This is a genomic window from Singulisphaera sp. GP187, assembly GCF_900129635.1.
Lineage (GTDB): Bacteria > Planctomycetota > Planctomycetia > Isosphaerales > Isosphaeraceae > Singulisphaera.
The window spans coordinates 522,909-534,561 of sequence record NZ_FSRB01000003.1; the positions used below are offsets into that span (position 1 = coordinate 522,909).

Sequence of the window (11,653 nt, forward strand, 5' to 3'; positions counted from 1 at the left end):
GGATTCCAGCGAAACCTCCGAGTCAAGTCGGCACATCCCCTCGATTCGATTCCTGGGAAGCCGAAAGTGCCTCCCCTGACACGTTCCTGCCCACGCGCAATCTGTTGCTCGAAAGCCGTTTCATCAAAGTCATGAGGCCGGGGGAAATCCAATCCCCGGCCTCAATCGCAAGCGTGAACGGTGGGAAGTCGTCGGTCAACGAAGGGGAGTGACTCTGGGGCTTCGACTAATACTGGTTGGAGTTGAGCGTTTCGTTGCCGTTTCGAGTGCCGATGGCCCACCAGGTATTGAGGTTGACCTGTTCCTTGACAAACCGCACGGAGCCGTCGGCCATCGAAAGATTCACCCCACCGGTGTGCAGGCTGGTGGCGTTGGAGGTTCCGAAGACGTCGAGCCCGACCCCGTTGGGGTCGGCAATCGCCGAGCACTGTCGCGAATTCGGGCCACCCACGTGGTTGTACATCCCGAAGTTGGCATAGTAGGGATACGAGATCTGCCAACTCAGCCCACGCGAGCCGACCCCCGTGTTTCCGGGTGAGGTGGCGAGGGTCCCCGCCGGAACCGCATTGCAGGCCGCGAGGAACTGGTAGACCGTGCTCTGGCTCCGGATCAGGTTGTTGGGGTTGAGGGTGAACCCGGAGTCGAAGAAACCGCGGATCTCGCCGACCTTGCCGGTCCCGGCGATCACGGGCAGGTTGGTGCCACTCACCGCTTCGCCCCAGAGCGCGGTGTTGCTGGTCCCGTCGGTGATCGAGCTCAGCCCGATCACCCCAGCCGTTTGCGCGTTCGGATAATTGGCGGTCGTCATATAAGTACCACCGCCCGTGTAGGTCATCGTCGGGTTCAGCGGAACGAAGGGGCCGCTGTAGCCGTTGAGGAGGAACGGCCCCCCGAGATTTGCCATGTAGTTCGTCACCGGCTGGCGGAGCAACCGGGGCGTATCGGACGGGCAGAGGACGACCGACAGTTGGATGTTGAACACGGTCGTGTTCGCCCACCAGGTGGTCGGTCCTTGCGTGCTCGGCGGGTAGGAGCCGTAGACCCCTCGACCCACGTTGTAGGCGTTGTAAATCGTCCCCTGTTCGATGTATTGCAGCAGGCTCACCAGGGGGCTGGCGCCATAGCTCCAGCACAAATCCACTTGAGAGAACGGGTTGACGGCCGGGCAAGGATAAAGCGATGCCGAGGGGAGGGTCTGATTGACCGACTCGTAGTTGTGGATCGCGAGGCCAAGCTGCTTCAGGTTGTTCGCGCATGAAGAGCGACGGGCCGCCTCGCGAGCCATCTGGACCGCGGGCAAGAGCAGGGCGATCAACACGGCGATGATCGCGATGACCACCAACAATTCGATGAGCGTGAAACCTCGAGATCGAGCGTGGCGCATGCCGGACTCCTCCCCTTGCGAGTGACGATCAGAAGGACAAGGCCGAAGGAACGGGATGGCCAGGGCCCCCAGCGCTGCGATCAGTTCGGAAGTGGACCCTGGTCGAACTCTCGATTCATGGGGGGTGGGAAACGACAGGGTTGGCAACTACTTCGTTGCGTTTTTCGAGACGGCGGACGCCGAAGTGGTGGCCTTCGCGTCACTCTTCGCCCCGAAGCTGGGGCTGCCCGCGGGAATCCCCGGCCCGATGTTCGGCTGCTCGGTCGGTCCGGTGTCCGACAACGAACCCCCGCAACCGGAGAACCCGCAGAGACCGAGTACCACGACGCCGACTGCTTGAAGCACTCTCGACCGTACGTACATGCTCCCTCCCCACGATGACGCACGCGAGGGACGGCCCTCAACCGGGTGTACCTCGAGCGACGCAGGTTTCGGAAACGCCTCGGATCGATCAGTTCAGCGGATTTATAAGATCGACCGATGTCAGAGGTCTGATGCCCAATCTAAAGGCCTTTCTCTAACAGTTCAAGAAAAACCCGCCCACTGATTCTTTTTTCTTCAACCGCAGCCCATTCCGGCCTGGCCGCCGGAACTCCACTCCCCATCGAGCAGGACCTCTTTACGCTTAAATCCCCTTGAAATTCCAAATCAGAATACCCCAAAGACCGATCGGCCGAATCGCGAAAAAAAAAACCAGCCATCGATCCTCGTCGCCAAGCCGGGCCGGCTCCGGTCCGAGATTTGCACAGACCTCCTGCTGATGATTCGCTGCCGCTGAAATGAACCAAGGCAGCGCGAATGCCCAGGGCCCCGTTGACGGGAGAAGCCTCCGATGGCCACCAACGATACCAGTCCGAACATCGCGACGACCGAGGTCTCCACGCGCTTCGACGGTCCACCCACGGTGACCGAACCCGAGTCGCCCCACGCCCTCTACCCGCCTGAGGGACCGGAACCGGCCGGGACCACGTCGAGTGCCGGGGACGCGATCGCGAATCGTCAGGCCGAGGCGGCGACTCAAGGGACGGGCGTCGAAGGGGAAGAGGTCGTCTGGGAAGGGCGTTACGCCATGCGGAACTTCATGGGACGGATCGCCGTTCGCGTGCTGCTGACCGTCGCCTGGCTGGCCTTCGTCGGCTACGCGATGGGGTATCGAAACGACAACGACCTGGGATGGCTGGTCGCCGCCGGAGGGTTCATCCTCGCCGCGTTCTGGCTCGCGCTGATCTATCGAATGATCCAGGCGCATTTTGGCCACGACTACCGTCTGACCAACCGCCGCCTCTTCGTGTCCACGGGTCTGATGCGTCGCCGCCAGGACATGATGGAGTTGCTCAGCGTCAAGGACGTCTTTACCCGCCAGACGCTGTTCGAGCGCTGGCTTTCGCTCGGCACCGTGGTCGTTGTCTCGTCCGCCAACGACCTGCCCGTGTTCTATGTGGCCGGCGTCCAAGACCCCAAGGAGGTCATGGACCTGATCTGGCACCACGCCCGCTCCGAACGGGATCATCGCAGTGTGAAGGTCGAGAACATCTGAACCGGACCCCTGAATCCCCCTGATCAAGCGATTGGCCCCGGTTCTCGCTCGGCTCCCAAATTCCGTTCCGAAAGTGACGGGTGCCTTCGGAGTTTACCTGCAAACGCCGTGCGGACTCGAGCGTTCCGCACCCGCCCCGGCCCGCGCGAGTTGGGCGATCCCTGGCTTGCCGATTGCCAACAGGCCCATGACTCTGTTCTGATTCACTCTCCGCATGACTCGTGAGATTTCTGAAGCGTGGCCCGACCCCGTCGTCGTCCGCATCGACGGCGGGCCGAGTCCACCCCCGTGAAGCCATTGGCTGGGCGGGCTCGATCGAGTGTGGAAGTCGCCCGTCTTTTATGAAGTGCCTTGGAGCCGAACTGCAATGCCTACCGTGACAGTTGAGGACGAGAAGTCGTTTGAGGTCGAGTCGGGAACGAAGCTGGTGCTCGCGATCGAAGATGCTGGAATCGACATCATGCACCGCTGCGGCGGCAATGCGCGCTGCACGACCTGCCGCATCCAGGTCGTCACCGGTGAGCCCGGTCCGATGGGTGAGCACGAACAGGCCCGACTTGCGCGTGAGGCCAGCCTGGCCCCGGACATCCGGCTCGCCTGCCAGATCCGCGTCGAATCCGACCTGACCATTCGCGTCCTCGGCCGCGCCGCGGCCTCCGGAGTGACGGCCGGACCTCGCCCCGCCGATTGAGAATCGCCACCCCTGGGCCCGCAGACTCGCCCCCAATTCAATCCCGATTCCATTCCCCTGGGACCGCGGGCGCCCCGCCCGCGGTCCCAGGGGAATGCGAAGAACGCAAGCGAAGCCGCCAAACCGCACAATCACTTGGGCTGGAGTCGACCCTTCGGCACAGTGTACGGCATCGGAAACCGCACATTCACTCCGCCGCGGATGGACAAGAAACGTTCCTAAGTCGAGGGGAGATCCGACAGAGGACCTGAACCAACAAGTGACGATCCTCTCTTGATTGATGATTGTCGGCACCGAAATCCCGAAGACCAAGAGATTCCAGGATTGTACGCTCAATCCGAGGCGACGGGCGTGCTTTCACCTCGGTCGAGCGGCCCGTTCCTTGAGTTTTTCCGCGAGCACGGATTCATCGCCCTTGATGAGTTTCCCGTCCGGATCGATCAGAATGGCAGTCCCCAACCCTGGCAGGCCGAATCGCTCCCAGGTTTTGAAGGTGGGGTCGAGCAGGATGGGAAACGGCAGGGTTTTGCCGCCCCAGACGTGTTTCACGATCGGAGCCAACGCCCGATCGACGTCGGCCATCGACTTCAACTCACCGTCGAAGTCGATGCAGATCGAGAGGATCTCGAACTGATCACGCTGCGGAGCATGCTCCTCGTAGAATCTGATGAGCCGGGGCAAGTCCTCGGAAAGGCAAGGCCGACAACCCAGGCCCCAGAAATCAAGCAGAACCCACTTGCCGCGAAAGTCGGCCATTCGCACGTCCTTGCTGACGCCGCGGGCGTCGGTGGCGTGCCAGCGCGGTGGTGACTCGCCGTAGTGCTGAGTGTAGTCGTTCCAGGAACCGTTGGCCTTCGCCTGCTCCTCCAAAGTCTGACGGGTGGGTCGATGAGGCACGAGTCTTAATCTGCCGAGGTCGCAGTCCGTGCTTTCGGTCCCCAGCACAAACGCTTTGTCGGGAACGAGCTCTCCTTCAAAGGCATCCTTGTCGGCAAACTGACTGTAAGCTTGGAGCGTGTACTTGCCCGGAGGGAGACGGAATTCAAACTTCGCCTCGAATGAGCCGCAACTGACGAACCTGGTCGAGTGGAGTGGACGGATCGGGTCTTCAGGCAAGTGAACATAGACATGAGTCCAGCTTGGCTGCTGACCTGGCCCCGGCCCCTCGAGTGAACCGCGTACCGTGACCAGAGGGACCAGCCGGATTTCGAGCAACTCGTCTCCCTCCGACTTGGGGAGCAACGCGATTCCGCCCTGCCTCCGTGACGAGTCCATTGCCATCACAGCGAAGTACGGGTCCGGATCCTTGATCGAAAACCGGCCATCAGCCCCTGTCTTGGTGGGTTGGGCCCGACCGGTGGGTTCCATCTCACCGAGTCTGCCCCAAAAGAGCCTGACATTTTCTGCCTTGGTGAGATCGTACGGCTTACCGTCTCGATCCACGCTAGCCCCATTGGCCCTCCAGAAAAAGCCAACAGCCGCATCGGCAACCGGCTTCCCCGCCTCATCAACAACTCGCCCGCGGATCTCCCGCGGTTCATTCGCTTGTGCACCGGTCATAAAGATCAGCAGGATCAGCACGGAACGGCGGATCGGCGCCTTCGTCTGTGTATGTTGCATTGACAGATCTCGCACGGTCTCGTGGCACCGTCCATGGATGGCTACGCGAAAGCTCTGACAATTGTAACTTGCCGATTCTCAGGATTTCAAAAAGATTCCGAGGCATTCGGAGCGATTCAGCTCAGAATGACCGAAACGGTGCGAGAAAAAGGGGAACGGATAAATTCCATAAGCAATTTTTTATCAACAATCCGCCAGAGAGCGAGGAATCACCCTCGTTCCCACGGTCCCCCGTGGGAACGAGGTGCGAGAGGCTTCCTAGCCTTGTATCGGGTCGTTGTTTTTTATTAATTCACACAATCAAATTTATGAATACTCAAAAATTCTATTTTTCTTGTACTCGATTGCCTTGACGACTTCCAACGAGCGACAAACATCGCCGTCGTGCCACCGGCGACGGCCAAGGAGATTTGCGAAAAACAGAAATCGAGTGCGAGTACGATGGCACTGTCAGCAGGGACGACCCCGGGCCGAAGGACCAGCGCGGTCGCCGGAGATCACGCAATCTCGGCGACCCGGGACTCGGTTTCAGAATCGGTTCTCGGATCGGCTCGCTAACGGGAGGCGCGAGTGGCTTCATCCGCCTTGACGTGCTTGGGATACTGCCAGCGCCCCACGTTTGCACGTAGCCAAACGTAATAGAAACGGACCCCGCGATCCTTCTCGCCCGTGCCGTAGCCGCCACGTTCGGGATTGGGCCCCGTGCCGGTGGCGGTGGTGACTCCTTCACCGTAGGCGCTATGGAAAATCATGGCCCCGCGCGCGAGTGACACGTATTGTTCCCAGTCCTGCCTCATCGACTCGCGATGGAACGCGTTGAAGATCCCCTCGTTGCCTGGCTCATCGTTGTCGTGCGTCTCGGTGTTGACCACGAAGCCGTGCGCGGGGATCGGCATCTCCTCCTGGAAGAAGCGGATCTGCACGCCCGGGTAGTCGACGAGCGAGCCTGACTTGTGGTTCGGGCAGACACCGGCCTCGACGTCGGGGGCCGTCGCATGGAACCAGGCGACCAGTTTCGCCTTCTTCGCCGGCCCGTCCGGCTCGCGGAGAATCTCGTGATCGGCCCGCTCGAGGTGGCTGAACTCGTGCATCAAATTGACGAAGACGTTTTTCAAGTGGCGCTCGGTCAAGAACCGGCCGGTCTCCTCGATCGCCCGCTTCACGGCGGCTTCGTCGCGAAGCTCCTGATCCTTGCGCGGCTGGAGCAAGTAGATGGCGACGACCATGCCCCGCTTGTCCGCCTCGCGGATCAGCTCCTCAAGGCGGTTGGCGAAGTCGGGTCGGAGTGTGCCGTCGCTCCGGTATCCATTGGGCCCGGCGTCGACGCTGGGGAAGCCGCCATTCGTCCCTTGGAGGGCGACGCTGATCAGGTTGATCCCGTGGGCCACCATCGTGTCGAGGCAGCGGATGTGCCGCTCGGTCACGGCCGGGCTCATCAACGCGTTGTTGCAGCGGATGCCCCAGAGCTTGACCGGCTGCCCGCCCAGATAGGCGCGATCGTCGCGGAGTTCAAACTCCTTGGTCGGCTGGGGCGCCGGGGTATCCGGCTTGCCCCAGGCCGCGCCAGGGCCGAGCGGCCCGACCAGGAAGAACCAAACCAGAAACGATCCCAGGATGCGCATCGTCGGCATCTCGTCCACTCCTATGAGAAGAGGTGTTCAAGCTTTGAATCCGGTCAGAGCGAGTCGGACGAGATGACCTCGCCGCCGTTTCGCGTGGCGATCGAATGCCAGGTTGCGGCACTCGCGCTGTTCTTGACGAATTGCACGTGCCCGTCGGTCATCAGTACGTTCACCCCGCCCGAGTGGAAACTCCGGGCCGCCGTCCGAGCGATCGCATTGCCCGAGGTGCAGTCGGGAGCAGGGCTATTGGGAGGGTAATAGAAATTGAAGGTCGCGAGGATATAGCTGCCCCGCGACCATTCCGCGCCTCGGGAGCCAATCCAGAGCGGAGGCGAGGCGCAAACGGCGTCTGTCAAGGTGTTGTTCTGAGGAATCTGAGCATATTGCAATCGCTTGTCCTGGGGGATCGGTCCCGCCGTATCGAGGGCGGAGCCTTTGATCGTCTCGCTGAACGCCGCAGTTTGGCTGAGGCCGTCGGTGATCTCGGCGAAGCGGACGGAGGCCATATCGAAGAAGAGGCCGTCGGGATTGCCGAGCGGTGTGTTGATCCGCAGGTCACCGCCGTTGAGGACCCCACTGCCGGAGCTTCCCAGGTAGTTGGTCGGCCCGAAGAGCGGGTTGAGTCGGTCGGCCTTGGGGTCGCTGGGGCACTGGTATGTGCTGATGATCACGGCGACAGCCGTCGCGTTGGTCACGCCCAGCGGCTGCGCGGCGGTCGTCCACGAGGTGTGCTGGAAGTTGATCGCGTTATAGAGCGCTCCCCCTTCGACCTGGGGCAGAAGCTGGGCCAGCGACGACCAGAGGTGGGGGAGTTGGTGCGACCGGGCGGTAGCAGACCGTGAGTCCCCTCGTAGTTATGAAGTGCCAGGCCGATCTGCTTGAGGTTGTTGGTGCACTGGGCGCGGCGGGCCGCCTCACGCGCGGCCTGCACGGCGGGCAAGAGCAGGGCGATCAGCACCGCGATGATCGCGATCACGACCAGAAGCTCGATCAAGGTGAAGCCGGAACGGCAAAGCGAGCGCATGGGGGACTCCGAAATCGGGCACGCGTCGGTTGCAGGTTCATGGGGCCGCTTTGATGTGTCGGGGGTACTCGTAGCGACCGACGTGGTCTCGGACCCACTCGTAGTAGAACCGGATGCCACGGTCGGTGGGCCCGGTGCCGTAACCGCCCATCTCGGGGTGGGGTGCCGTGCCGCTGAAATTCGTGATTCCCTGGCAATACGCGCTGTGGAAGAGCATGACGGCGTTGGGCGCCTTCAGATAGCGCTCGCAGTCGGCAAAAATGGATGCCTTGTGCCCGTCGTTGAACCAGCCGTCGTTTTGGTAGGCGTCCTGCTTGTGGGTCTCGACATTGACCACGAAGCCCTGAGACGGAATCTCCGCCTCCTTCTGGATGATGCGGACCTCCATGCCCGGGTAGGTATCGGCGGTATCCGACTTGTGGGTCGGGCAGACGCCGACTTCAATGTCGGGGGCGACCGCCTTGAACCAGGCGGTCAACTTGGCCTTTTTGGCCTCGCCCTCGGGCTCGCGGAAAATCTCCTGGTCGATCCGTTCGGCGTGGTTGTATTCGTGCATTACGTCGATGAAGACATTTTTGAGTTTTTGTTTTACGAGGAATTGGCCGGTCTCTTGAACCGCCCGCTTGATCGCCGCCTCGTCGTAAAAGTCCTGATCCTTGCGAGGCGAAAAGAGGCCGACCATCACGACCATCCCGCGTTGGTCCGCCTCACGGACCAGCCACTCAAGGCGACGGGCCACCTCGGGTTTGAGCCGGCCGTCGCGGCGATAGCCGTTCAGGCCGGCGTCAAGGTCGGGCCAGCCGCCGTTGGAGCCTTGAATGTAGAGGCCCAGGAAGTTGATCCCGTGGGCGACCATGTTGTCGAGGTTGTTGATATGCCGCTCGGTGACCGTATCGCTCAAGAGCGCATTGCCGCACCGGAGTCCCCAGAGATCGATCTCCTTGCCGGCCAGGATCGCGCGATTGTTGCGGATCGCAAACTCTCGGGTCGGTTCGTCGGCAACCGCCCGAACCACCGGAACCAAGCACGCGGCCAACGCCAGTACGGACATCGCAAGCGACCTCAGGCTGGGGCTCATCTTCGCTCTCCTCGAGGCTGCAAACGCCAACGGCCAGACACCCCCCGAGTGAGCTGAAAACCCCAGTCGAACGGGGACCGCTCGCACTTCAAACCGAGGCCTGATGGGGCCTGACGGCCAAAACTAACAAACTCGTTGACCCCCTACAAGAGTCAGGCCTCAAAACATGGGGAGTCCAAGGCGGCCTTGTTGTATCCCGAATTCTGACGTGTTTAATAATCGATGATCGAGACGGGCAGGATCGGATTTCTTTCAACGACCCGATCCAGGGCTGGGAAAGCCTCGCGCTACTCGTTCCCACGGGGGACCGTGGGACCGAGGGGGATTCCTCGCTCGATGGCGGGTCGTTAATTTCTTTCGACATCCCACGCGGATTTGCCACCACGGAAGTCCGCATGAGTCGGGTCCGATCTTGCGGACCATCCGTCATGGGTCATGAACGCGGACCACACCTGCAACGAAGCCGCAAGCGAAAATGGTCCGCAATAGCGGCCCCTACGGGAGTCGTTGGGCCCACGATGACGCCAATGCCGACTGACTCATCGTTAAGGGATAAGCGAAACAAGCAGAGCCGGCAGTCCGCATCCTCTCGTCGGAGGAGTATGGCCGGTGGTGTGCTTGAGCCTCAATTTCTGGGTTGCGGCAAGGCGCAACGATCGTGGCCCGACGGCCCATGAACATGGGGCGTCAGATCAGATTAATCCCGTGTGATTGCCACACGATGGGAAGTCGAGAGGTAGAATCCGCCGAGGAAAACGGAAGGAGAGGAGGAATTACCGGTTTCGGACATCCGCCTCCCCTCGAAAAACCTTACTGGGCTTCCGAGCACTTCTTGCAGCGTGCGATGTGTTTACGGACCTGGCCACCGCATCGTTTGCAGCGTAGGTACTTGGCCTGACGCGTCTTCTTCTTGCGAGGACGAAACGGCACGGGACACCTCATCGAGTGATTTGTGGCACTCCAGCCGACTCGGCCGGAGCGAAGAGGAAGAGTCTAACGGATTGAGGTGTCCTCCCGCCAGGGGAGTTGGACGAATTCAAAAGTCCATCAAGCCGCGTGCGCCGACGTGGCTCGGATCGAGTCGTCACGGATTCGACGGCGGCAACTCTCCGGGCGGTTGTTCCATGACCGTCCCGACCGCAGAATGGTGGACCGTCCCGCCTCTCCTCGTCAAGGGACGTGTTACCGTTACCCGGTCTGGATCGTGTCACGAGGGCAGGAGCACCGTCTGATGAATCGGAACCAATGCGGACTCACGGGTCTCGGCCTCGTTTGGCTGGCCGTCACCACGACCTTGGCCACCGCGGCACCTCCCCTCCCGGACGTCTCCGAGCGGGCCCGGCGCGTCCATGACTCCGCCATCCTGTTCGACGGACACAACGATCTTCCCTGGCTACTCCGGGACCTCGGCGACTTCCGGTTTGAAAAAATCGACCTGTCCAAGCGGCTCGAATCCAGCGTGTCCCAGACCGATATCCCCAGATTGCGTGAGGGAGGCGTCAAGGCACAATTCTGGTCGGTCTACATCCCGAGCGAGCAGCCCAACCCGGCGCGGACCGTCACCGACCAGATCGACCTGGTCCACCGCATGGTCGAGCGCTATCCCGACGACCTCGCGATGGCCTATTCGGCCGATGACCTCGAACGGATCGTCAAAGCAGGCAAGATCGCCTCGTTGATTGGCATTGAGGGCGGGGTGGCGATCGAGAATGACCTGGCGGAGATCCGGGCATTCCACCGCTTGGGTGCCCGCTATATGACCTTGACCCACAACGTCACCCTCGACTGGGCCGACGCCGCCACCGACCTCCCCCGGCACCACGGGCTCTCCCCATTCGGCGAGCGGGTCGTCCGTGAGATGAACCGCGTCGGAATGCTCGTCGACATCTCCCACGTCTCGCCCGAGACGATGGCCGATGCGCTCCGCGTTTCGGAGGCGCCTTTGATCGCGAGCCACTCGGGCGCGTTTGCCATCGCACCGAGCCCGCGGAACGTCCCCGATGACATCCTCAAGGCGTTGCCCCGCAACGGGGGCGTGATCATGGTCAACTTCTACTCCGGCTTCGTCGTGCCCGAGGCCGCGCGACAGACCGCCCAGGCGCGTGCGGAACTGAGGGAGAAATACCCCGACCCGGCCGCGTTCAAGAAGGCGATGTCGGCATGGTCGGACGCCTACAAAATGCCGCGCGGGACGATCGGGGACGTCGCCGACCACATCGAGCACATCATCAAGGTGGCTGGGATCGACCATGTCGGGATCGGGTCCGACTTCGACGGAATCACGTCCTGGCCGGTCGGCCTCGAGGATGTGTCGTCCTTTCCCCGTGTGACCGAAGAGTTGCTGAAACGTGGCCACTCCGACGACGACGTCCGGAAAATCCTCGGCGGCAACGCGCTTCGAGCGTTCCGCGAAGCGGGCCAAGTCGCGTTGAAGCTTCAGAAGACGCGGAAGCCGGAAGTCGATCAACCGCCACCATCGCCCAAGCACTAAGCTCAGTCAGTGCGACGGGCGTACCGCTTGCTCTTCAATTCGATTCCATTCCAATCAAGAGCGGGCGGACGCCGCGGTCCCAGGGAAGGCGACTCGGACAACACCAACGGCCCACGGGGGGTTCTTCCCCTTGGGAACCCGGGCGACCCGCCTCTGGGTGGCCCGGATCCATTAACCCGGTTTCCTTGCGATCGTGTCGGAAATTC

General features: G+C 61.7%; 8 protein-coding genes and 1 pseudogene. 3 read left to right on the top strand and 6 right to left on the bottom strand.

Annotated features, from left to right (window positions below; genetic code table 11):
* Nucleotides 1–226 precede the first annotated feature (226 nt).
* Nucleotides 227–1,384: a DUF1559 family PulG-like putative transporter gene (locus BUS42_RS38110; protein WP_074316539.1), complete on the bottom strand. Its 1,158-nt coding sequence runs from the start codon at nt 1,382–1,384 to the stop codon at nt 227–229.
* A gap of 832 nt (nt 1,385–2,216) precedes the next feature.
* Between BUS42_RS38110 and BUS42_RS38120 the strand changes: the two genes are divergently transcribed.
* Nucleotides 2,217–2,921: a PH domain-containing protein gene (locus BUS42_RS38120; RefSeq protein ID WP_074316542.1), complete on the top strand. Its 705-nt coding sequence runs from the start codon at nt 2,217–2,219 to the stop codon at nt 2,919–2,921.
* A gap of 367 nt (nt 2,922–3,288) precedes the next feature.
* The gene (locus BUS42_RS38125) at nt 3,289–3,612 is read left to right on the top strand and encodes a 2Fe-2S iron-sulfur cluster-binding protein (protein WP_074316543.1); all 324 of its coding nucleotides are present in this window, start codon (nt 3,289–3,291) and stop codon (nt 3,610–3,612) included.
* Between the two features lie 357 nt (nt 3,613–3,969).
* On the opposite strand, the gene BUS42_RS38130 is transcribed toward BUS42_RS38125, so the two are convergent.
* The 5 genes and pseudogenes from BUS42_RS38130 to BUS42_RS38145 all read right to left on the bottom strand — a co-directional run bounded on the left by BUS42_RS38130 (nt 3,970) and on the right by BUS42_RS38145 (nt 8,956).
* Complete coding sequence (locus BUS42_RS38130) at nt 3,970–5,232, bottom strand: redoxin domain-containing protein (protein WP_074316547.1); 1,263 nt, start codon at nt 5,230–5,232, stop codon at nt 3,970–3,972.
* A 554-nt stretch (nt 5,233–5,786) separates the two neighbouring features.
* A complete protein-coding gene (locus BUS42_RS38135; RefSeq protein ID WP_074316548.1) occupies nt 5,787–6,863 on the bottom strand; it encodes a hypothetical protein in 1,077 nt (358 codons plus the stop codon).
* Between the two features lie 44 nt (nt 6,864–6,907).
* Nucleotides 6,908–7,027, bottom strand: a complete 120-nt coding sequence (locus tag BUS42_RS46865) for an H-X9-DG-CTERM domain-containing protein (RefSeq protein WP_410001740.1) — start codon at nt 7,025–7,027, stop codon at nt 6,908–6,910.
* Between the two features lie 12 nt (nt 7,028–7,039).
* Nucleotides 7,040–7,878: pseudogene (locus BUS42_RS38140) on the bottom strand (DUF1559 domain-containing protein); the annotation flags it as partial.
* 37 nt (nt 7,879–7,915) lie between these two features.
* Nucleotides 7,916–8,956: a hypothetical protein gene (locus tag BUS42_RS38145; protein WP_074316550.1), complete on the bottom strand. Its 1,041-nt coding sequence runs from the start codon at nt 8,954–8,956 to the stop codon at nt 7,916–7,918.
* A 1,231-nt stretch (nt 8,957–10,187) separates the two neighbouring features.
* Between BUS42_RS38145 and BUS42_RS38150 the strand changes: the two genes are divergently transcribed.
* Entirely contained in the window at nt 10,188–11,447 is a 1,260-nt protein-coding gene (locus tag BUS42_RS38150) for a dipeptidase (RefSeq protein ID WP_074316552.1), read from the top strand.
* Nucleotides 11,448–11,653: the final 206 nt, after the last annotated feature.